This window comes from Halobacillus sp. Marseille-P3879, from assembly GCF_900240285.1.
Classification (GTDB): Bacteria; Bacillota; Bacilli; order Bacillales; family Halobacillaceae; genus Halobacillus_A.
Window position 1 is genome coordinate 428,190 of sequence record NZ_OESS01000002.1, and the last position, 21,859, is coordinate 450,048.

General features: G+C 40.1%; 19 protein-coding genes. 14 read left to right on the top strand and 5 right to left on the bottom strand.

What is annotated here, in order from left to right; translation table 11 throughout:
* Nucleotides 1-22: 22 nt before the first annotated feature.
* Complete coding sequence (locus C1A12_RS09940) at nucleotides 23-877, bottom strand: metallophosphoesterase (RefSeq protein ID WP_101843721.1); 855 nt, start codon at nucleotides 875-877, stop codon at nucleotides 23-25.
* Between the two features lie 142 nt (nucleotides 878-1,019).
* On the opposite strand from C1A12_RS09940, the gene fadH reads away from it, so the two are divergent.
* On the top strand, nucleotides 1,020-1,787 hold the full coding sequence (gene fadH / locus C1A12_RS09945; RefSeq protein ID WP_101843722.1) for a 2,4-dienoyl-CoA reductase: 768 nt from the start codon (nucleotides 1,020-1,022) through the stop codon (nucleotides 1,785-1,787).
* Nucleotides 1,788-1,961: 174 nt separating this feature from the next.
* Here fadH and C1A12_RS09950 read toward each other — a convergent pair whose 3' ends face one another.
* Nucleotides 1,962-2,594 carry a hemolysin III family protein gene (locus tag C1A12_RS09950; RefSeq protein ID WP_101843723.1) on the bottom strand — a complete coding sequence of 211 codons (633 nt, stop codon included), beginning with the start codon at nucleotides 2,592-2,594 and terminating at the stop codon, nucleotides 1,962-1,964.
* 268 nt (nucleotides 2,595-2,862) lie between these two features.
* Here C1A12_RS09950 and cbpB point away from each other — a divergent pair, with 268 nt between their 5' ends.
* The 5 genes from cbpB (at nucleotide 2,863) to C1A12_RS09975 (ending at nucleotide 8,208) form a co-directional block, all read left to right on the top strand.
* Entirely contained in the window at nucleotides 2,863-3,312 is a 450-nt protein-coding gene (cbpB, locus tag C1A12_RS09955) for a cyclic-di-AMP-binding protein CbpB (protein WP_101843724.1), read from the top strand.
* Between the two features lie 91 nt (nucleotides 3,313-3,403).
* On the top strand, nucleotides 3,404-4,861 hold the full coding sequence (locus C1A12_RS09960) for an MDR family MFS transporter (protein WP_101843725.1): 1,458 nt from the start codon (nucleotides 3,404-3,406) through the stop codon (nucleotides 4,859-4,861).
* Between the two features lie 75 nt (nucleotides 4,862-4,936).
* On the top strand, nucleotides 4,937-5,656 hold the full coding sequence (gene dapD, locus C1A12_RS09965) for a 2,3,4,5-tetrahydropyridine-2,6-dicarboxylate N-acetyltransferase (protein WP_101843726.1): 720 nt from the start codon (nucleotides 4,937-4,939) through the stop codon (nucleotides 5,654-5,656).
* A 56-nt stretch (nucleotides 5,657-5,712) separates the two neighbouring features.
* Nucleotides 5,713-6,828 carry an N-acetyldiaminopimelate deacetylase gene (locus C1A12_RS09970; RefSeq protein ID WP_101843727.1) on the top strand — a complete coding sequence of 372 codons (1,116 nt, stop codon included), beginning with the start codon at nucleotides 5,713-5,715 and terminating at the stop codon, nucleotides 6,826-6,828.
* Nucleotides 6,829-6,927: 99 nt separating this feature from the next.
* Complete coding sequence (locus C1A12_RS09975) at nucleotides 6,928-8,208, top strand: hemolysin family protein (protein ID WP_101843728.1); 1,281 nt, start codon at nucleotides 6,928-6,930, stop codon at nucleotides 8,206-8,208.
* Nucleotides 8,209-8,659: 451 nt separating this feature from the next.
* Here the strand turns inward: C1A12_RS09975 and C1A12_RS09980 are convergent, their stop codons facing one another.
* Entirely contained in the window at nucleotides 8,660-9,502 is an 843-nt protein-coding gene (locus C1A12_RS09980; RefSeq protein ID WP_101843729.1) for a mechanosensitive ion channel family protein, read from the bottom strand.
* 306 nt (nucleotides 9,503-9,808) lie between these two features.
* On the opposite strand from C1A12_RS09980, the gene C1A12_RS09985 reads away from it, so the two are divergent.
* The 8 genes from C1A12_RS09985 to C1A12_RS10020 all read left to right on the top strand — a co-directional run bounded on the left by C1A12_RS09985 (nucleotide 9,809) and on the right by C1A12_RS10020 (nucleotide 19,848).
* Nucleotides 9,809-10,351 carry a peroxiredoxin gene (locus C1A12_RS09985; RefSeq protein ID WP_101843730.1) on the top strand — a complete coding sequence of 181 codons (543 nt, stop codon included), beginning with the start codon at nucleotides 9,809-9,811 and terminating at the stop codon, nucleotides 10,349-10,351.
* A gap of 79 nt (nucleotides 10,352-10,430) precedes the next feature.
* On the top strand, nucleotides 10,431-10,883 hold the full coding sequence (locus C1A12_RS09990; RefSeq protein ID WP_101843731.1) for a redoxin domain-containing protein: 453 nt from the start codon (nucleotides 10,431-10,433) through the stop codon (nucleotides 10,881-10,883).
* Nucleotides 10,884-11,059: 176 nt separating this feature from the next.
* Nucleotides 11,060-12,814, top strand: a complete 1,755-nt coding sequence (locus tag C1A12_RS09995; RefSeq protein ID WP_101843732.1) for an ABC transporter ATP-binding protein — start codon at nucleotides 11,060-11,062, stop codon at nucleotides 12,812-12,814.
* 17 nt (nucleotides 12,815-12,831) lie between these two features.
* Nucleotides 12,832-14,664 carry an ABC transporter ATP-binding protein gene (locus tag C1A12_RS10000; protein ID WP_101843733.1) on the top strand — a complete coding sequence of 611 codons (1,833 nt, stop codon included), beginning with the start codon at nucleotides 12,832-12,834 and terminating at the stop codon, nucleotides 14,662-14,664.
* Between the two features lie 224 nt (nucleotides 14,665-14,888).
* Nucleotides 14,889-16,244, top strand: a complete 1,356-nt coding sequence (locus tag C1A12_RS10005; RefSeq protein ID WP_101843734.1) for a cytochrome ubiquinol oxidase subunit I — start codon at nucleotides 14,889-14,891, stop codon at nucleotides 16,242-16,244.
* Complete coding sequence (locus tag C1A12_RS10010) at nucleotides 16,244-17,257, top strand: cytochrome d ubiquinol oxidase subunit II (RefSeq protein ID WP_200816580.1); 1,014 nt, start codon at nucleotides 16,244-16,246, stop codon at nucleotides 17,255-17,257. The genes C1A12_RS10005 and C1A12_RS10010 overlap by 1 nt, the downstream gene beginning before the upstream one ends.
* Nucleotides 17,258-17,358: 101 nt before the next feature.
* Nucleotides 17,359-18,024 carry a TrkA family potassium uptake protein gene (locus C1A12_RS10015; RefSeq protein ID WP_101843736.1) on the top strand — a complete coding sequence of 222 codons (666 nt, stop codon included), beginning with the start codon at nucleotides 17,359-17,361 and terminating at the stop codon, nucleotides 18,022-18,024.
* 102 nt (nucleotides 18,025-18,126) lie between these two features.
* Nucleotides 18,127-19,848 (top strand): pyruvate oxidase, encoded by a 1,722-nt coding sequence (locus C1A12_RS10020; RefSeq protein WP_101843737.1) that lies wholly within the window; start codon nucleotides 18,127-18,129, stop codon nucleotides 19,846-19,848.
* A gap of 42 nt (nucleotides 19,849-19,890) precedes the next feature.
* On the opposite strand, the gene rnjA is transcribed toward C1A12_RS10020, so the two are convergent.
* Nucleotides 19,891-21,558, bottom strand: coding sequence for a ribonuclease J1 (gene rnjA / locus C1A12_RS10025; protein ID WP_101843738.1), 1,668 nt, complete (start codon nucleotides 21,556-21,558; stop codon nucleotides 19,891-19,893).
* A gap of 3 nt (nucleotides 21,559-21,561) precedes the next feature.
* Nucleotides 21,562-21,771, bottom strand: coding sequence for a DNA-dependent RNA polymerase subunit epsilon (locus tag C1A12_RS10030; RefSeq protein WP_101843739.1), 210 nt, complete (start codon nucleotides 21,769-21,771; stop codon nucleotides 21,562-21,564).
* Nucleotides 21,772-21,859: the final 88 nt, after the last annotated feature.

Here is a 21,859-nt window from a genome sequence, read left to right on the forward strand (position 1 = left end):
AAATCAACAATAATTTAATTTCTTAGTTTGATTGCATAGTATACACGGTGTACTCTGGTCTACATAAAAAACGATAGGGCATGCGGGTGGTTCCTACACCGCGGCTGATATAGAGAGTCAGCGTATCACTGATCAAATGTTTGCCATCTACATATTTCTCCGCATATGGAGGAGTGATCATAGAACCGAGCAGGGGTATTCGAACTTGACCGCCATGACTGTGGCCAGATAGCTGGACATCAGCATGATAATCTTTGACACGGTCAGCAATGTCTGGTTCATGTACAAGCACAATAGAAAAAATGTTTTCTTTCAATTGGTTTAATGTCCCCCCAATGTTTGGGGAACCCAGCATGATATCGTCTAAACCTGCTAACATAATGGAGCTATCAGTTATAGTGATTTCTTTTACCTCGTTTTTTAATAAGGTAAATCCTCCATTAGACATGACTTCTTGCAGCTTTTCGGTTCCGTATCCTCCATGATCATGATTCCCGTAAATCCAATATTTTCCTAAAGGCGCATCTAATTCATTTAATAGGGATGGAATCTTTGCATTAAAGTGATATTTTTGAGGTTCGTCTACTAAGTCACCAGTGAATAAGATTAAGTCGGCTTCCTCTTGTTTTATTTTTTGTATAAGATTATGGAATTGGTCTATTGAATAATGAAAGCCAAGGTGTATATCAGAGAACTGTACAATTTTTATCTGGTTGAATGCCTCCGGGATCTTAGGGTGCTTCCATGTATATTGCTGGGTTGTTAACATATCAGGTTCAATATACCTGGCATAATAGTAGCCGCCGCCTGACAACCCAAGAAAACCTAACACACTGTATAACATTTTCTTAATAAAACTTCTTCGAGTTATCAGCATGCTTGTCCCTCCAATCAATACTTTCGCTATTATACCACTTTTCCTATCTATGAAATATAACAAACTTCTTTCAAATATTTTTAAAAATGAACAGGAATTCAGTTTTGTTTATGGAATTTATAATTAGAGGGAGGAATGATGTATGAAGGATCAAGTTATTGTGATAACCGGCGGGTCGAGTGGAATGGGCCTCTACATGGCTGAGCGCTTTGTAAACGACGGAGCAAATGTAGCCATCACAGGGAGAAACTTAGAAAAGCTGCAGCAGGCAAAAGAGAAAATTTCAAAAGGAAAAGAAGACCAGGTTCTCATTATAGAGATGGATGTACGGAAAAATGAAGACGTTGAAAAAATGGTGAACCAGACAGTGGAAGTGTTCGGGCAAATTGATCATTTAGTAAACAATGCAGCTGGAAATTTTATAACTCCGGCCGAGAAATTATCAGCAAATGGATGGAATTCCGTAATAAATATCGTATTAAACGGTACTTTCTATTGCAGCCAGGCAGTAGGGAAATACTGGATTGAAAACGGTATTAAAGGGTCAATTTTAAATATGGTAGCTACATATGCGTGGAACGCCGGTGCAGGAGTCATCCACTCAGCTTCTGCAAAAGCGGGAGTTCTCGCTATGACAAGGACGTTAGCAGTTGAATGGGGGAGTAAATATGGAATACGAGCAAATGCGATTGCGCCTGGTCCCATAGAAAGGACAGGAGGAGCAGATAAATTATTTGAATCAGAAGAAGCGGCAAAGCGGACGCTTCAATCCGTACCTCTAGGGCGCTTAGGTACTCCGGAAGAGATTGCAGGGCTGGCCCGGTTTATACTCTCGCCAGAAGCTTCCTATATGAATGGCGAAGTGGTAACGTTAGACGGCGGACAGTGGCTGAATAAGTTTCCATTTTAAGAAATAGTCCCTTTCCCGTCTGAGTGTAGTAGCGAAAAGGTATCGTTTCCGTGCTGCTCCTCTTGGAAGGGGTCTCCCGTAGAACACAGGTGTTTACTGGAAGACAAATACTTTCAGGGAGAAAAGTATTTGTCTTAAGGATTGTAAGCTGCTTATAATGAGCAGCTTTTTTTGTTAAATGATATAAAAGAAAATGGTGAAAAAGTGGAAAATGGATCCTCCTAATACGAACAGGTGCCATACCATATGATGATAAGTAAAGCTTCTCCATACATAAAAAATAGAACCTATGGAATAAAGCACTCCACCTACTACGAGATAAGTAATTCCTGCAGCTGGTACTTGTTCAGTCAGCGGACCCCAGACCAGGATAATAAGCCAGCCCATCACTACATAAAAAATCGTTGATAAGACAACAAACCGTTTGACAAAAAATACTTTAAATACAATCCCTAAGATCGCCATCGCCCATACGACAGCGAACAGAGTCCAACCTAAAGATCCTCTTAAAGGAATGAGCAGCATGGGAGTGTAGGTGCCGGCAATGAATAAATATATTGCTGAGTGATCAAAAATCTCAAATAAATCTTTAGCTTTACCAGGTGGAAAACTATGGACCAGGGTAGAAGAAACATATAATAAAAACATAGTCCCACCATAGATACTTACAGACACGATGTGCCAGCTTGTTCCTTGTAAACTTGCATATACAATCAGAAGAACGAGCATTGCCGTACTTAAAATAACGCCGATGCCATGGGTAATAGCATTAGCTAGTTCTTCTCTTCTCGAAAATGTGTGAGTCATCACTTTAATCTTCACCCCAACTTTTTACTCATGCCTAAGAAACATGGAGTTTTCTATAAGTATAAGCGTAATTCTTCTATAAATAAAGCAGGGAGGGCTAAGTTGTTATCGTTATAGTGTGAGTAATATGGAATGTATTTGATATAAGAGAAAAAAAGAAAGCGAATTCGTTTTCAGGAGGAATTTATGTTAGTATAAGAATGTATGATTTTATTGCTAGTTTCAATTGCTCCTTCAGTGAGAAAGGTCAAGGGAGTGTTCATGTAAAATGATAAGTGTACAAAGTAATGAATTAAATTTTCCGGTAGTTGAAGAGCTAATGATTTCATCAGAAAAAGTGGCGCACGTTCAAACAAACAATCCACTCGATCATGCTTTACTGGTATTACTTAAGACAGGCTACTCTGCTATACCAGTCCTTGATGCTGAAAATAAGTTTCAGGGAGTCGTAAGTAAATCCATGATCCTTGAAGAAACACTGGGAATCGAACAATTTGAACTCGATAAATTAAACGACCTTACAGTAGATCAAGTAATGAATAAAGACGTTCCTTGTTTAACTAAGGAACATTCAATGATTGATGCCCTTCATAAGCTGATTGATCATCCGTTTATATGTGTAACGAGTGATCAGGGAGAGTTTGATGGGATCATAACAAGAAGAACGATTTTAAAACAATTTAGTAAATACTATCATGAAACATTGAAGAGAGCATAGAAGAAACGAAAATTAAAATGCTTGCAGGGAGGCGTCCGTTCGTTCCGGGCGCCCTTTGTTATGTCTTTTTTATTAACTAGGGGGGCTTCTCATGAAAAGAGGCTTCGTACTGGCTTCAATTATGCTAGCCATGTTCCTTGCTGCCATTGAGGCTACGATTGTGTCTACAGCTATGCCCGGCATCGTTGCTGACTTAGGAGGCTTCAGTCTTTACAGTTGGGTTTTCTCTGCTTATCTGCTTACAAATGCATCAACAGTCCTGTTATTTGGTAAGCTTTCGGACACATATGGGCGAAAGCCTATATTTATGACGGGAATCAGCTTATTTCTAATAGGGTCAGTGATAGCTGCGATGGCCGAGTTCATGATAATCTTAATTGCAGCCCGATTCGTTCAGGGGTTGGGAGCAGGTGCGCTAATGCCCATCGCTACTACTATTGTTGGCGATATGTACACTAAAGAAGAACGTGCTAAAATTCAAGGCTATTTATCCAGTGTATGGGGAATATCAGCAGTCACCGGACCGCTGCTTGGAGGCTTTTTTGTCGATGTGCTAAGCTGGCCGTTTGTATTCTGGATGAATATACCTCTGGGGTTGCTTGCTCTCGCTGGTGTAATGCTTTTCTTTAAAGAAAAGGTAGATCGAAGGGCAGCATCTAAAGTGGAAGTAAAAAGCTCTTTGTACATAATGGTCGTGATCAGTCTGGCCGTTCTGATTCTCGTAGAAGGAGGATTTGGAATTAAATGGATTTCATTGGAAATGCTTGTGCTTTTTATAGCAGCGGCTGCCAGTTTTCTGCTTTTCCTTCGATCTGAACACACTTCCATGAATCCCATGCTGCCAATGCATTTATGGCAGAATCCTGTGATCCGTTATGCGAATCTGACATCCTTTACCACCGGAATGATATTAATCGGTGTTTCAAGCTACCTTCCTGCTTTTGTACAAGGTGTGATGGAGCAATCTGCTACAATAGCAGGTTTCACTTTAACAACAATGTCTATTGGCTGGCCGGTTGCATCAACTGTTGCAGGGCGTCTGCTTTTAATTATCGGTTTTAGACTAACATCAATTCTGGGTGCGGGTGCTTTAATAGTAGGAACCGGACTATTTTCCTTATTAACTCCAGAAAAAGGTCCAATTTTTGCTGCCGCAGGTTCCTTATTTATCGGAATAGGGATGGGGTTATCTACCACTTCTTTTATCGTTTCTATTCAGAATTCGGTAGCCTGGCAGACCAGAGGGATCGCCACAGCTTCAAATATGTTTATGCGGACTTTGGGAAGTGCTGTGGGTGCAGCAGTTTTAGGAGGTCTATTAAACAACCGGATTCATGAGTCCCTGCAGCAGGCTGGAATTGAGGAAGAGTACACAGTGGACTCTACGAATCTATTATTGAATAAAGAAGCACGAGCAGACCTGAGCGGACAAGCCTTACAGGTCTTTAAAGAAGGTTTGACGGATGGACTACATCTAGTCTATCTTTGTTTATTAATACTGGCTTTCATAAGTTTTATGTTTATATTGCGGCTGCCTAAAAAAGGATGATGGGAAATATCTTGTCACATATTATCCGCTTTGATAAAGTAAAGAATGAAACCTAAAGAAATGAGGAGGCTACATATGAAACAGATGGATGCTAATGAGATTATCTCATTTATTTCTAATAGTGAAAAATCTACACCAGTTAAAGTTTATGTGAAGGGGAAAGAATTATCTTCCATTAACTTTGGTGATGACGTTCAAGACTTCATTACCGGGGAGTCAGGTGTCATTTTTGGAGAGTGGAAAGTAATCGAACCGCTTCTCGAAAAATATAAAGATCAAATTGAAGACTATGTTCTGGAGAATGACCGCAGAAATTCTGCTATACCTTTACTTGATTTAAAGAAAGTAAATGCACGTATTGAGCCTGGTGCAATTATTCGTGACCAGGTAGAGATCGGTGATGGAGCTGTCATCATGCTTGGCGCTTCAATCAACATTGGTTCAGTTGTAGGAGAAGGCACAATGATCGATATGAATGCTGTTCTCGGAGGACGAGCTACTGTTGGCAAGAACTGTCATATTGGGGCAGGAGCTGTTCTAGCTGGGGTAATTGAGCCGCCTTCAGCTAAACCTGTCGTAGTTGAAGATGGAGTAGTTGTTGGGGCAAATGCTGTTATCCTGGAAGGTGTTACCGTCGGAGAAGGGTCTGTAGTAGCAGCAGGAGCAATTGTTACAGAAGACGTTCCTGCTAATACTGTTGTAGCTGGGACACCGGCACGTGTTGTTAAAGAGATTGACGACCAAACGAAATCAAAAACTGAAATTAAGCAGGAATTAAGAAAACTGGATAATTAAGTAGTAAAGACCTTGCTGTTTATGCAAGGTCTTTGTTATAAGGAGAGTAATGACGAATGGATAAACAACAAATCGTTAAAATAAGGCGGGATCTTCACCAAATTCCAGAATTAGGATTTAAAGAAGAGAAAACGCAGAAATATCTGCTTAGATTTATAGAAACACTTCCTCAGCAGCATTTGGAAATAGAAACTTGGCGAACGGGGATATTTGTGAAGGTAACAGGGAAGAAACCTGAAAAAACGATAGGTTACCGAACTGATATCGATGGCCTTCCGCTTAAAGAAGAAACTGGTCTTACATTTGAATCAAAACACAAGGGGAGGATGCACGCTTGTGGACATGATTTTCATATGGCTATCGCTTTAGCGTCACTCGAGGCTCTGGCGAGTGAACCTGCTGATAATCATGTTCTATTTTTATTTCAGCCAGCAGAGGAAGGACCTGGCGGTGCTGAGCCAATGCTTCAATCTTCAGCAATGAAAAAGTGGAAACCTGATGTAGTATTTGCCCTCCATATTGCCCCGGAACTTCCTGTAGGTACAGTGTCTTCCAGACCAGGTTTATTATTTGCTAATACAAGTGAATTGTTTATTGATCTGGCTGGAAAAGGGGGACATGCCGCTTACCCCCATCGCACAAAAGATATGGTAGTAGCCGCCAGTTCTCTGGTTACTCAACTGCAGCAAGTCGTATCTAGAAGAGTAGATCCCCTCGACAGCGCCGTTATTACAATTGGTAAAATAACAGGAGGCACCGTACAGAATATTATTTCCGAAAGTGCCCGGTTAGAGGGAACGATTCGGACAATGTCGCCTGAAGCAATGGAGGAAGTGAAGCAGGAAATAGAGAAAATAACGCGAGGTTTAGAAATCTCCAATGATTGTAAAGTATCAATCGACTATGGAGCAAATTATTACCAGGTAAACAATTCAGACAAACTTGTTCATCAATTTGAATATTTTGCCAAAGACCTGGGGGTAACCTATGTCGAAGCGGATCCTGCCATGACAGGGGAGGACTTTGGCTATATGCTAAAAGAAATTCCTGGTTTTATGTTCTGGCTGGGGGTGAATTCAAAAGCTGGACTTCACAATGCAAAACTTGCACCAGATGAGAAGGCTTTAGCTGTTGGTGCCTCTCTTGTCATAAAGAGTCTAAAAGAACTTTAAACCGTGCATAGGTTGCTTTCGTTATTCTCATAATAAATTCAAATTGTTTTTTTAGTTATAGAAATCAGCAATTGGTCTAATATTATGGGAAGTGACGCTATGGAATCTACGATAAAACTGCTGGCCGTTGCGCTGCTCATTATTTTAACGGCTTTTTTTGTGGCAAGTGAATTTGCCATCGTGAAAGTCCGCAGGAGCAAGATTGAATCAAGAGCAGAATCAGGAGATAAAAAATCTAAGATTTCCCTTGAATTATTAGATAATCTAGATGATTATTTATCAGCTTGTCAATTAGGCATTACAATAACTGCCCTTGGATTAGGATGGCTTGGAGAGCCAACATTGCAGCATATTCTACAGCCAATTGTGGGAGAAACCGGGCTGCCTGAAGCTCTCAGTCATACCGTTACATTTATTATTGCTTTTTCTATAATTACGTTCCTCCATGTGGTTTTAGGTGAATTGGCTCCGAAAACGATTGCTATCCAAAAGGCTGAACAACTTACACTTTTATTAGCACGACCTCTTATTATTTTCCATAAAATTATGTACCCTTTTATCTTTATACTTAACGGTTCTGCAAATGCGCTCGTCCGTTTATTTGGGTTAGCGACAGCAAGAGAATCCGGAGAGGTTCATTCCGAAGAAGAACTTAGATATATACTTGCCCAAAGCTTTAAAGAAGGTGAAATAAATCGGAATGAATACAGGTACGTGAACCGTATTTTTGAGTTTGATAACCGGATGGCAAAGGAAGTAATGGTGCCTCGTACTGAAATGGTAGCCCTTGATACCAATGATTCAATGAAGCATAATATACGAATTATGAAGCAGAACCGTTACACCAGGTATCCTGTTATAAATAATGATAAGGATCATATTTTAGGAATTATTCACATGAAAGAGTTCTTCTATGATGATATTGAAAAAATGGGCGTTCTAAAACCATACATTAAACCGGTAGTGAGAGTATTTGAAAACATTGCTATTCAAGATCTTCTCGTCCGTATGCAGAAAGAACGAACCCACCTTGCTATTTTAATTGATGAGTATGGCGGCACTTCGGGATTAGTAACGATTGAAGACATCATCGAAGAAATTGTCGGAGAAATAAGAGATGAATATGACCATGAAGAAGAAAGGGAAATCAAAACTTTAAAGAATGGGCATTTTCTTCTTGATGGAAAAACCTCTATCCAGGATATCAATGATTATTTTCATGTTGAATTGGATCACTTTGAAGTAGATACCATCTCTGGCTGGATATACACTCAAGATATTGATGCTAAAGAAGGAACAGTTATTGAAGGGAGCGGTATACACTTTAAAATTGTGGATATGCAAACGGGAACGATACGAAAAATTGAAGCTTGGTTATAGCAAAGAGCCCGTTTAAACTCAGGCTGTGGAGTAGTCTTGACAGCCTGATGTTTTTCTGGTTTCTTTCATTTTTCACCGCCTAAATAGTTGCTTATCCTAAAGATAAGAAACTATTTAGGCGGTGATTTTTTGTTTCATGACGTTTGGAGAACTTGTTTCCGAGAATCACTTACTTCGAAAAACGAACCTCTACATAGATTTCTCCTCTATCCCCGAAAAAGTACGGGCTGCCTGCCAAAACATTAAGAAATTTCAAGGAGCGAGTTCCTTCGCCTCCTGCGGAAGAACAAGTGAGACGAGATCGCCGAGCATGGTATCGCGAGGAAACTCGGGCGCTCGTCCGGAGAAAGGGAAGGAGAATCGCTCCTGACGGCATGAAAAAAGCTTGCGGAAAACAGGGGTTTCTCCACAAGCTGAGAGCCCGGTTGTTTTTCAAACCGGGCTCTTTTTACTAATTTTCTTTTTTGTTGATATAAACCTGGTGAGGGAAAGGTATTTCTATACCTGCTTCATCAAGAGCTTCCTTTATTGCTTTCCTAAGGTCTCTTTCTACTCCCCACTGCTCCATGTTCTCTGTCTTGCCTAGAATTCTTAATACAACATCAGAATCTCCCAGGCTTTGAACACCTAACACGTCCGGGCCTTCCTTAAAGCGAGGGTCTTCTGCGAATTCATCTGCTACTTTTTTAAGTATGTCAAGCGCGTAATCAATATTTTCATCATAAGAAATTCCGATATCGACAAGGGCACGCATATTGCCACGTGAGTGGTTGCTTACACCTGATATGTTCCGGTTCGGAATGAAATTAAGAGTTCCGTCAAAGCTTCTAATCTTAGTCGTTCGAATCCCGACTTCCTCTACAATTCCATCAAATCCCCCGGCTGTTACATAATCATCCACTTCAATTTGGCGCTCGAGAAGAATAAAGAACCCGGTCACTATATCAGAGACTAAGCCTTGTGCACCAAAACCAATTGCTAGACCTACGATCCCGGCACCAGCAAGTAAAGGACCAATCTCTATATTTACAGCTCCGAGAAGCATAACGATAAGCAGGAAAATCAGGATATATGAAAAAATGTTTACGGTGAGCTTTTCCAATGTTTTCGTACGCCCCTCTGGAAGCTTACGCTGTTTCCCCATGCGCTGAATACCCAGTCTGATAGCTTTCTTTCCAAGTGGTCCAATAATGGCAAATGCAATCAGGATAACGAGGATTTTTAATCCTCCTGTAATTAACCATTCAACAACAATTGTTGGGTTGAATTCAAAACCTTCCTCAAATAAGTTCATAGTAAAACTCCTTTCCGGCTTTAAAAAGCCTTATACCCATAATAGCGGAATTTTAATTGTATTTTCAATATTTTGCTGGTTAATGTCAAATGCTGTTGTTTTAGGGAGCAAATCATTTTACAATATTGTTTTCTTCATGTTTAATGGATTACAGCGTTGCCCATATTAAGTAGTATCAAGTACTAAAACGCTAGATTAAACTAATTTTTATTAAACATTGACTACAATCTAAACTATCGTTATACTATTTCTTGTGATTGTAGTTTAATGTTGAATTAAAGCAAAAACATATGGAGGGATTCTTTTATGGCAGAACGTATGGTAGCAAAACAAGCACCTCGCTTTGAAATGGATGCAGTACTTCCAAACAAAGAGTTTGGTAAAGTATCACTTGAGGAAAACATGAAAAACGATAAATGGACAGTACTATTCTTTTATCCAATGGATTTCACTTTCGTATGTCCAACTGAAATTACTTCACTTTCTGATCGTTTCGACGAATTCGATGATCTTGATGCTGAAGTAATCGGGGTATCTACTGATACGATTCACACTCACCTTGCCTGGATTAATACAGGCCGTGACGAAAATGGTCTTGGAGACCTTGAGTATTCACTGGCTGCTGATACGAATCACCAAGTTGCAAAAGACTACGGGGTACTTGTAGAAGAAGAAGGCGTAGCCCTTCGCGGACTATTCATCATCAGCCCTGAAGGTGAATTGCAGTATCAAGTAGTTAACCATAACAATATTGGCCGTGACGTAGACGAAACACTTCGTGTACTTCAAGCACTTCAAACTGGCGGACTCTGCCCGGCAAACTGGAAGCCAGGACAAGAAACACTTTAATTTAATTTCTAAAATTGGTCTAACCATAGTGTTAGACCTTTTTTTCCATGAGAATTCCATTTAAAGAGGAGGACTATTAATGAAGCTAAGAACACCTATGCCTGAACTCCCTGAAGCAACAAAATGGTATAACAGTGAACCTATTAGTAAAGAGGATCTGGTTGGGAACAAACCAACCCTTATTCATTTCTGGTCGGTAAGTTGTGGGTTGTGTAAAGAGGCCATGCCAAACGTCAACGAATTTCGGGACGAATACAGTGAGGATTTAAATGTCATTGCCGTTCACATGCCGCGGTCTGAGAAGGACTTGGACTTAGATCAAATTAAAGAAGTTGCTGAGGAGCATGGTATTACTCAGCCTATTTACGTAGATAATGAGCATCAGCTGACGGATGCTTTTGAGAATCAATATGTACCTGCCTACTACGTGTTCGATGAAGAAGGAAACCTTCGTCACTTCCAGGCTGGCGGCGGCGGAATGAAAATGCTGCGAAAGCGAGTGAATCGTGTACTAGGGGTTAACCAGAAATAATTCTTATAAAAGACAGTCTCATAATTGAGGCTGTCTTTTTGTATGATTAATGATAACGCATACAAATGGGGGTGTTCATTTTTCCTAAATTTTTAAAAATTTAGTCAAATGGGTGGAAATTTATTTCGATACTCGATATATTAGTAATTACGTTAAAGAAAAAGGAGGGAAAATAATTGGATGTTTTTAAAAAATTGAAACCGTATTACTGGCCGTTTAAGTCTTATTTTTTCTGGTCGTTATTTTCCTTGTTATTTGTAACCGGGATTACCGTAATCTATCCGATAGTTCTTCAGGTGACGATTGATGATGTAGTTGCGCAAGAACGTTATCATTTAATTCCTTATATATGTATCGTATTTATAGTTCTTATGATATTTAAAGGCGTAGCTACATATTATCATCAGTATTTGGGGGAGTATTTCGGAATTAAGTCAGTATATGTCCTGCGGGATGAGTTATATAAAAAACTCCAACGGCTTCCTTTTAAATATTATGACAATGCAAAAACAGGAGACATCATGTCCCGGTTAACAGCAGATGTAGAAGGCTTCAGATTTTTCTTAGCGATGGGCTTCTCTGAGTTAATTCGTATCATTTTATTGATCGTGATCAGTTTGAGCGTCATGTTTTATTACTCTGTTCCTTTAGCGTTCGTAACGATGGCCGCGATGCCGTTTCTGGCTTTCGTTGTTTATCATTTTGACCGTCGTGTTCATCCGGCTTTTCGTAAAATCCGAAAATCTTTCGGTAAACTAAATACGAGAGTCCAGGAGAACATAAGTGGAATGAATACGGTCAAGTCGCTTTCAAGAGAGGACTTTGAGGTAGGAAGGTTCAATGACCGCAGTGAACATTACCGTTCAAATTACATCCGTACATCAAATATATGGGCGCGTTTCTTTCCTCTTATGGAGTTTATCGGCAATGTATGCGTTGTTGCGCTGCTGGCATTTGGAGGGTATCTAGTCGTTAACAATTCCTTGCAGCTAGGTGAACTGGTAGCGTTTTTCAGTCTTGTCTGGTATATTCTTGGTCCGCTTATGAATCTTGGGTTTGTTATTAACCTGTTCTCTCAATCCAAAGCTTCTGGAGAAAGACTGCTCGAAATCCTTGAGGCGAATGAGGATATACAGGAAAAAGAAGAGGCGATCGTACAGGATCGGTTGAATGGACATGTGACTTTTGAAGGTGTAACGCTCACCTATTCAAAAGACGATGACTCCGCTTTAAAAGATATTACCTTTGATGCGCCGCCAGGAACTACAATAGGGTTGATTGGGGCCACAGGATCCGGAAAAACAAGTATTACCCAATTAATTACACGTTTTTACGAGCCGGAGCAGGGGGGCGTAAGAATTGATGGCCGTTCGGTAGCTGAATATGGTTTAAAAACATTAAGAAAAAATATTGGCTTTGTATTGCAGGAATCTTTTTTATTCTCCACCACGATTAAGGAAAATATTGCTTATGGAAATCCGGACGCTAGCCTCGAAGATGTAAAAGCAGCAGCCAAAAGGGCTCAAGCTCATGACTTTATTATGGAGATGCCTGAAGGCTATAATACTTTGCTGGGAGAAAGAGGAATGGGCCTTTCCGGCGGCCAGAAACAGAGGATTGCCATTGCACGGGCCATTTTAATCGACCCGGCAATCCTTGTATTGGATGATGCGACTTCAGCTGTAGATATGGAAACTGAGTTTCAAATTCAGAAGGCACTCAAAGAGGTAATGAAAGGAAGGACAACGTTTATTATTGCTCACCGGATTTCCTCTTTAAAGCATGCAGATGAGGTTCTAGTTTTAGAAGATGGTTGTATAGTTGAACGAGGCCGACATGATGTATTACTGCAAAATGGAGGGCCTTACCAAAGAATTTATGAAATTCAATATCAGGATAAAGAAAAAATATTAAACTCTACCAATATCTAATAAGGGAGGGAAAGCTTATGGCCGGGAAGCCAAAACATGTCCCTGAAACAACAAAACATTTAAACCGTTTTAAATATACGCAGGACCAGGCCATCGAGAAACCGTTTAACTGGAGTCAGCTGGTCCGTCTATTAAGATATGTTAAACCTTACTGGAAAACCCTGCTTCCCATTTCTATAATTGCCATGCTGATCGCAACAATTGTACGTTTAATTGTTCCTATTCTTATAGGGAAAGTGGCTATAGATGGAGCGATTGCAGACGGAGATACAAATTTACTTATTCAACTTGTCGTGGGAGTAGCCATTATGTATTTAATCAGCTATATTGCTAATATGCTCAGGATTAAATATGTAAACATACTCGGGCAGAATGTTATTTATGATTTAAGACAACACCTCTTTTCTCACGTTCAGAGATTGTCCCATAAGTTTTTTGATACTCGTTCAGCAGGGTCAATTCTCGTGAGGATTATGAATGATATTAATTCCTTACAAGAGCTGTTTACTAACGGGATTATTAACCTGCTTATGGATGTGGTCATGTTGACCGGGATTATTGTCATTCTGTTTGCGTTGAGTCCGAAGCTGGCTCTTGCCATTCTTGTTATTATGCCAATCATGTTTTACATTTCAACTAAACTGAGGAGAAATATAAGGAAATCCTGGCAGCAAGTGAGAATTCAACAATCCCGGTTGAATTCTCATTTAAACGAAAGTCTTCAAGGTGTGCGAATAACTCAGTCTTTTTCGCAGGAAAGAGAGAACGCCGAATACTTTGATGGGGTCAATACAAATAATTTCGAATCATGGAACGTAGCTACTCGCAAAAGTGCGATGTTCAGACCGTTCGTAGAGATGAGTAATGCTGTAGGAACCGTGATACTAGTAGCATATGGGGCATTCTTGATCTTACAAGAAGGGTTACCTGTCGGAACATTTGTATCATTTGCTTTTTTTCTTGGTATGTTCTGGGAGCCAATCTCCAGGTTAGGGCAAATGTATAATCAACTGCTTATGGCAATGGCTGCTTCAGAACGAATCTTTGAATTCCTGGATGAGAAACCAAATGTAGAGGAACGTGTGAATGCTAAAGTGTTAACGGATATGAAGGGGCATATCGTATTTGAACAAGTTCAATTTGCTTACGATGAAAAGAGGATTGCCTTAGATGATATCAATTTAGAAATGAAACCAGGAGAGACTGTAGCTTTGGTAGGGCACACCGGCTCAGGTAAATCAACAATTGCCAACTTGATCAGCCGTTTCTATGACCCGACAAAGGGAGCTGTAAAAATAGATGGAGTGGACTTGAAAGATGCAACGATTGATAGTGTCAGACAGCAGATCAGTGTTGTGCTTCAGGATACATTCATTTTCTCAGGTACGATCATGGAAAATATTCGATTTGGGCGTCCAACTGCAAGTGATGAAGAAGTAATGGAAGCAGCTAAAGTTGTAGGGGCTGAAGATTTTATTCAACGTTTGAGTGATGGCTACAATACGGAAGTAGAAGAACGGGGAAGCATTCTTTCTGCTGGTGAGCGTCAACTCTTATCATTCGCTAGAGCATTACTTGCTAACCCGAGAATTCTCATTTTAGACGAAGCTACAGCTAGTATCGATACTGAGACGGAAATGAAGATCCAGTCAGCTTTACGCCGCTTATTAAAAGGGCGAACAGCGATTATTATCGCTCACAGATTGTCGACGATTCGCGAAGCAGACACCATTTACGTACTTGAAAACGGCCACATATTAGAAAGCGGCTCTCATGAAGAACTAATGAGTGAAAAAGGTGAATACTTCGAATTGGTAAAAGCTCAGTTTCAGATGCTTGATGCGATTTAGATTATAATGCTCTCATATGAGGGCATTTTTTTTTGTTATTTGTGGTATGGTTCAATATCAGTTAAAAAAGTAGACAAACTCTGCTTCCTTTTTGTACGATACTAATATGCTGACTTTGTGAAGTTTGTCACAAAATAGTCATCAGTTGTATACCGCCAGAATGGATAACGGTACTATAATGGATTAGACAAATATTACTTGATTGATTTCAAGGAGGGACTTCCATGTTTTTTGAAGATACAGTCACCATGAGTCGGTTACTTACATCACTAACTTTAGTATTTCACGTTATTTTTGCGACCGTAGGAGTGGGGATCCCCGTTCTTATTTCTATTGCGGAATTTATCGGCATAAAGAAGAAAGATAAGCATTTACAATTGCTGGCCAGACGTTGGACAAGAGGGATGACAGTCACGATAGCCGTAGGTGTTGTGACCGGAACAGCGATTGGCCTTCAGCTTTCTCTTTTGTGGCCGAGATTTATGCAAATCGCCGGAAACGTAATCAGCCTTCCTTTGTTTATGGAAGTTTTTGCTTTTTTCTTTGAGGCTATATTTCTAGGTATCTATCTTTATACTTGGGATCGCTTTAAAAACCCAATTTATCATTGGCTTCTTTCAATACCGGTTATCATAGGATCTACTCTGTCAGCTTTCTTTATTACTACAGTAAATGCTTTTATGAATACACCTCAAGGGTTTGAGCTCGATAGTCAAACAGTAACGGAGATCAACCCATTAGCTGCTATGTTCAACCCTGCAACACCTACAAAAGTTTTTCATGTGGTAGCGTCATCTTATTTGACTTCTGCGGCTATTCTAGCAGCAATAGCTGCTATTATGCTGATTAAAAGAAAAGGTTCTACCTATCATAGAAAAGCTTTAAAACTAACCGTAACCGCTACTTTTATTTTTGCAATATTAACTGCAGTGGCAGGGGACCTGTCTGCTAAGTTTCTTGCTGAGAATCAGCCGGAAAAGCTGGCGGCTGGAGAGTGGCACTTTGAAACGGAAAGTGGAGCGGACCTTGTTTTATTCGGTTCTTTAAACGAAGAAGGGGAAGCAGAGAACTCCATTCGTATCCCTAATGCCTTAAGCTTCTTAGCATATGGAGATTTTAATGCAGAAGTAGAAGGTTTAAATGAAACGCCTGAGGACGAACAGCCTCCATTATGGATTCATTACATGTTTGATTTAATGGTCTCGATCGGGATGTATACCCTGGTTGTTTCTGCAGTCTTTCTGCTTTTATGGAAAGTGAAGAAATGGAACGAAGAAAATAATCTTCTTCTCTGGCTGATTGCCAGCTGCGGACCTTTGTCTATGCTTGCGGTAGAATTTGGCTGGATTTATGCAGAAGAAGGAAGGCAGCCGTGGATTCTCAGAGGAATTATGACAGTTACTGAAGGTGCGACAACTTCGAACCATGTAGGGCTCATGTTTATTTTGTTTACAGCACTTTATACAGTGTTAGGAGTTGGTTGTGTGGCTGTACTTCGTAAAATGTTTAAAAACCATCCGGCTGAAGCTGAATTTGAATCCCGTTATCCAGAAGTTGCTGCTACGAAGGAGGTTGAATGATGGGGTATGAACATATAGGTATAACGGTGCTGTGGATCTTTTTATATGGATATTTAATTGTAGCTTCTGTTGACTTTGGAGCAGGCTTCTTTGCTTATTACGCCAGGATCACCAAAAAGGATCATATAATGAACCAGTTAATAGCACGATACCTTTCGCCTGTGTGGGAAGTCACGAACGTATTTTTCGTATTCTTCTTTGTAGGTATTGTAGGTTTCTTTCCGGATTCGGCGTTCTATTATGGACAGGCATTACTCATACCTGGGAGTATAGCGATAGTGCTGTTGGCCATCCGTGGTTCGTTTTATGCTTTCGAAAATTATGGATCAAAAAATAATCACCTTTACATGTTTTTGTATGGGGCTACCGGTCTACTTATCCCAGCCTCTCTGTCTACCACACTGACAATCTCAGAAGGAGGGTTTATTGAAGAAACAGCTGGTGGCGTTCGATTGTTGTATGGGGAGCTGTTAAGCAGTCCTTATTCCTGGAGTGTGGTTTTTCTGGCTATAGTATCAGTTCTTTATATCAGCTCGATGTTCTTAACGTACTATGCAGCAAGAGCAAATGATCAATCTGCATTACAACTGGTCCGTAAGTATGCTTTATTCTGGAGTTCGCCGACCATCATTGCCAGTATGACTACATTTATTGCGTTAAGTCAGCATAATCCGGAACACTATCAAAAGGCTATTGACCTTTGGTGGATGTTCGGCATTTCCGTCGCATTCTTTCTGGCAGCTGTATTGCTGGTTTATAATGAAAAGTATTATGGATGGGCGTTTATAGCGGTGATGTTCCAATTTCTTTTTGCTTTCTTCGGGTATGGAGCCTCTCATCTTCCGTACATTTTGCAGCCGTATATTACAATTACCAGTGGAGCGACCCATGAAACGATGGGTGTTACATTGATCATAGTGTTTATAGCTGGTCTTTGTCTGCTGCTGCCATCCTTATATTTACTAATGAGGTTGTTTCTCTTTGACGCAGATTACGTTAAAGGGAATAAATAGAAAGGGAAGCCGCCGGACATCCCCTATTTATTTGACAGATTCCCTTTGTAAATTAAATTATGATAAAATGTCTTTAGAATGGAACTTTGGAGGATGGCTTTATGAAGAGAGAATTTGCTGTAATTGGACTGGGTCGTTTTGGCGGCAGTATTTGTAGAGAACTGAGCCGGGAAGGCATGGAAGTATTAGCTCTCGATTTAGATGAAGATAAAGTAAATGAATACCGGGATATAGCAGCCCACGCTGTAATTGCGGATTCTACCGATGAGAACGTATTAAAAGAACTTGGGATTAGAAATATTGATCACGTTATAGTAGCTATAGGTGATAACATACAAGCAAGTATGCTGACCACATTAATGCTTAAAGAATTAGGGATTAAAACAATTACAGTTAAAGCCCAAAATGATTATCATGAGAAAATTTTAAGTAAAATCGGTGCTGACCACGTTGTCCATCCTGAAAGGGATATGGGGAAAAGGATTGCTCATAATATCATTTCGAATAACATTTTAGATTACATTGAACTTTCAGATGACCATAGTGTAGTAGAAGTAAAAGCGGGAAGTAAAATGAGTGGACGGACATTAGTTGATTTAGATATTCGTGCTGAATACGGCTGTAACGTAGTTGCAATTAAAAGGAAGAAAGAGGTTATCGTCTCGCCGATGGCAACTGAAGAAATCCATGAGAGTGATATTTTAATCGTTATTGGGGCCGATAAAGATATCAGCCGCTTTGAGAAAAATTTAGTAGTAGAAGATTAAAAAGATCCTGTTTGACAGGGTCTTTTTATTTTTGTGTTTATTTTTTAATTGATAGGGAAAAAAAGAGGGGTAAAGTCATTTATCTGAAAGGATGTGTCTCTCTTGGCAGATCAAAGAACAGGTCAAATCATAGTAGATCTACTAGTTAATTGGGGCGTCCGTCATGTGTATGGACTTCCAGGTGATTCTATAAATGAATTAATAGAGGATCTAAGAAAAAGGCAGGAAGACATTGAATTTGTACAAGTGAGGCATGAAGAAACCGCGGCACTTGCTGTTTCTTCCTATGCGAAGTTAACAGGTAATCTTGGAGTCTGCATGTCAATTGCAGGTCCAGGAGGCGTTCATTTGTTAAATGGACTCTACGATGCAAAAGCTGATAAAGCTCCTGTTCTTGCAATTGTAGGACAGGTTCATAGTGAAGAGGTAGGGACAGGAGCTTTCCAAGAAATAAATTTAGAAAAAATGTTTGATGATGTTGCTGTATTTAATAAGAGAGTACAAACCGAGAAACAGCTCCCGGATTTATTAAACCAGGCAGTTAGAGAAGCATATACTCACAAAGGGGTATCTGTACTGGTTGTTCCGGATGACTTATTTAAAAAAACCCAGTCTTATGACGTGAAACTAACTTCTGAAAGCTATTATCGTCCTGAGGTCAGTCCGCAGAGTCATCACATGGAAGAAGCAAAAACATTGATTGAAACCGCTGAAAAGCCTTTAATATTAGCGGGGCAGGGAGCTGCAAACGCTAATAGAGAATTGGTGACCTTCGCCGAAAAGATTAAAGCACCCATTATTTTAAGTCTATTAGGTAAAGGTGTCATTCCCGATCATCATCCTTATTGTCTCGGACAGCATGGTCAACTGGGAACAAAACCTGCTTATCATGCGATGAAAGAATGTGATTTGCTTGTCTTAGTCGGGACTCAGTTTCCCTATCGTGATTTCCTTCCTGATAATGTAAAATCTATACAAATTGATAACCAACCCGATCATTTAGGGAAATATTATCCAATTACCGTCGGATTAGCAGGGGATGCAAAAGAAACGCTAGGAAGTCTGACCTCGATCCTGATTGAAAATAATAACTCTGATTACTTGGAAAAGTACCAGAAAAAAATGAAGAAGTGGAGCGTGGCTCTGCAGGAGGAAAAGAGGTCAACAGAAGAGCCCCTGCATGCTCCTCAAGTAATGTATCATATGGAAAATGTGATGCAGCCGAATGCGGTGGTATCTGGAGATGTAGGCAATGTTACCGTTTGGCTCTCCCGTTATTTATCATTGGTAGATCAGAAGTTCCTTATTTCGGGGTGGCTGGCTACAATGGGCAGCGGTTTACCAGGAGCGATAGCGGCCCAGAAAGCGTACCCTGACCGTCAAGTGATCGGAGTGAGTGGGGACGGTGGCTTCTCAATGGTTATGCATGATTTTGCTACTGCCGTACAACAACAGCTACCGATAAAAATGGTGATCCTAAATAACAGTAAAATTGCTATGATTAAATACGAGCAGGAGCAAATGGGACACCTTAGTTACCAGACGAACCTTGGAGATGTAGATTTTGCCAAATTCGCTGAGGCTTGTGGAGGAGAAGGATACCGAATAGAAACATTTGAAGATCTTACAACAAAAATGAAACAGGCTTTTCTTTCTAACAAACCAGCAATAATTGACGTAGTAATTGAAGATCAAGCTCCCCTGCCGGGTCATATTGACTACCAGTCAGCAGCTAATTACTCCAAATATATTATTAAGAATTTCTTTGAATCTGGGGATTTGGACTTGCCAGATATGAAGGAAACTATAAAAAGATTATATTAATAAAAGCACTGCGCTGTTACAGCGCAGTGCTTTTTCATTAAATCAAACTTCCATAATAATCGGGAGAATCATCGGACGACGCTTCGTTTTCTCGAATAAGAAAGGAGCAATTGTATCCGTGATTTCATTTTTAATTTCAGACCATTGCGTGGTTTTACGCTGCATCACTTTGTCAACGTGAGTGCTGACGAGTTTTTGTGCTTCTTTTATTAAATCCTCAGATTCCCTCATGTAGACAAAACCTCGGGAAATAATGTCAGGACCTGAAGCGATTTTGAACTCTTTCATGTTAATACTTACCACAACAATAACGAGTCCTTCTTCTGATAATATACGACGATCTCTTAAGACAATGTTACCGATATCTCCTATACCACTGCCGTCTACGTAAACAGAGCCTGATGGGACTTTTCCTGCGATCATCGCTTCATCTTTGCCCAGGGCCAGGACATCGCCATTATCCATAACAAAACAATTCTCTGGATCAATTCCGCAGTCTTCACTTAAATTAACGTGTTCTTTAAGCATACGGTATTCACCATGGATAGGCATAAAATATTTAGGTTGTATAAGTCGAAGCATAAGCTTCATTTCTTCCTGACTTCCATGCCCGGAAGTATGGATATCATTTAAAGGTCCATGAATAACTTCTGCACCGGCACGGTAAAGCTTGTTAATTGTCCGACTGACACTAATCGTGTTACCAGGGATTGGGGAAGAGGAAAACACGACAGTATCTTTTGGCTGGATTTGAATCTGACGGTGCGTACCGTTAGCGATCCGTGACAGCGCAGCCATTGGCTCACCTTGTGAACCGGTACATAAAATTGTAACTTCATGAGCAGGAAAACGATTAATTTGATTTGGTTCGATAAACGTTTCTTTTGGAGCGCGGATATATCCAAGTTCCTGACCAATTCGGACAGAGTTTTCCATGCTCCTTCCAAATACTGCAACTTTACGGTTGTACTTCACTGCTGATTCAATTACTTGTTGTAATCGATAAATATTCGAAGCAAAAGTTGCAAAAATTAATCTGCCATCCACTCTGGTGAAAATATCAGCAATGCTTTGGCTTACCACACGTTCGGATTTTGTAAAACCTGGTACTTCGCTATTGGTACTGTCAGATAATAAAGCAAGCACGCCTTCTTTTCCAATTTCCGCCATTCGCGCCAGGTTGGCGGGCTCTCCAACTGGTGTGAAATCGAATTTGAAATCTCCCGTATGAACAATATTGCCCGGAGGTGTCTTTACTACGATTCCAAATGAATCAGGGATACTGTGTGTTGTACGGAAGAATGATACCGACGTTTTGCGGAATTTAATAACATCGTCTTCCTGAATAGTGTGCAGCTTGGTACTTCTAAGCAGACCGTGCTCGTCCAGCTTATTACGAAGTAAACCTACAGCTAATTTTCCAGCATAGATTGGAATATTAACCTCACGCAGCAGGTAAGGGATACCCCCGATGTGATCTTCATGTCCGTGAGTGATAAACAGGCCTTTGATTTTATCTTCATTTTGAATGAGGTACGTGTAATCTGGAATTACATAATCTATTCCCAGTAATTCATCTTCTGGAAATTTTATTCCAGCATCAATGAGGATGATTTCATCTTGGAATTGTACTGCGTATGTGTTTTTGCCGATCTCACCTAATCCGCCCAGTGCGAATACGGCTGTTTGATCATTTTTTACAAACTTCATACGTTACACATTCTCCACTTTGAAATCTTCATCTTGCTTTTCATATTCCAGGTGTTCCTCATTTAACACCTGGATAAATTCAATATTTAACTTCTTTTCAATTAGTTTTTCGCGTACTTCTCTTTCTGAGTTCGCTTCAACGTACATAGCCTGAGTGCGTTCGCGAACAGGAACTTCTTGTGACAGCTCCTGATACAAAACTTTGTATACCATTCCTTAATCTCTCCTTACTAGATATAATTTCCATGTTTGTTCTAAGTGTAATGATAGCACGATTCATTTACGGTAGTCATAAAAAAAT

Bases quoted from the DNA above. Each gene is read 5' to 3' on its own strand.
- C1A12_RS09985 (WP_101843730.1), top strand. From the start codon at position 9,809: ATGGCAGAACGTATGGTAGCAAAACAAGCACCTCGCTTTGAAATGGAT.
- C1A12_RS09960 (WP_101843725.1), top strand. From the start codon at position 3,404: ATGAAAAGAGGCTTCGTACTGGCTTCAATTATGCTAGCCATGTTCCTT.
- C1A12_RS10010 (WP_200816580.1), top strand. From the start codon at position 16,244: ATGGGGTATGAACATATAGGTATAACGGTGCTGTGGATCTTTTTATAT.
- C1A12_RS10015 (WP_101843736.1), top strand. From the start codon at position 17,359: ATGAAGAGAGAATTTGCTGTAATTGGACTGGGTCGTTTTGGCGGCAGT.
- C1A12_RS09975 (WP_101843728.1), top strand. From the start codon at position 6,928: ATGGAATCTACGATAAAACTGCTGGCCGTTGCGCTGCTCATTATTTTA.
- C1A12_RS10005 (WP_101843734.1), top strand. From the start codon at position 14,889: ATGTTTTTTGAAGATACAGTCACCATGAGTCGGTTACTTACATCACTA.
- C1A12_RS09970 (WP_101843727.1), top strand. From the start codon at position 5,713: ATGGATAAACAACAAATCGTTAAAATAAGGCGGGATCTTCACCAAATT.
- C1A12_RS10000 (WP_101843733.1), top strand. From the start codon at position 12,832: ATGGCCGGGAAGCCAAAACATGTCCCTGAAACAACAAAACATTTAAAC.
- C1A12_RS09940 (WP_101843721.1), bottom strand. From the start codon at position 877: ATGCTGATAACTCGAAGAAGTTTTATTAAGAAAATGTTATACAGTGTG.
- rnjA (WP_101843738.1), bottom strand. From the start codon at position 21,558: ATGAAGTTTGTAAAAAATGATCAAACAGCCGTATTCGCACTGGGCGGA.
- C1A12_RS09950 (WP_101843723.1), bottom strand. From the start codon at position 2,594: ATGACTCACACATTTTCGAGAAGAGAAGAACTAGCTAATGCTATTACC.
- cbpB (WP_101843724.1), top strand. From the start codon at position 2,863: ATGATAAGTGTACAAAGTAATGAATTAAATTTTCCGGTAGTTGAAGAG.
- fadH (WP_101843722.1), top strand. From the start codon at position 1,020: ATGAAGGATCAAGTTATTGTGATAACCGGCGGGTCGAGTGGAATGGGC.
- dapD (WP_101843726.1), top strand. From the start codon at position 4,937: ATGAAACAGATGGATGCTAATGAGATTATCTCATTTATTTCTAATAGT.
- C1A12_RS09980 (WP_101843729.1), bottom strand. From the start codon at position 9,502: ATGAACTTATTTGAGGAAGGTTTTGAATTCAACCCAACAATTGTTGTT.
- C1A12_RS09990 (WP_101843731.1), top strand. From the start codon at position 10,431: ATGAAGCTAAGAACACCTATGCCTGAACTCCCTGAAGCAACAAAATGG.
- C1A12_RS10030 (WP_101843739.1), bottom strand. From the start codon at position 21,771: ATGGTATACAAAGTTTTGTATCAGGAGCTGTCACAAGAAGTTCCTGTT.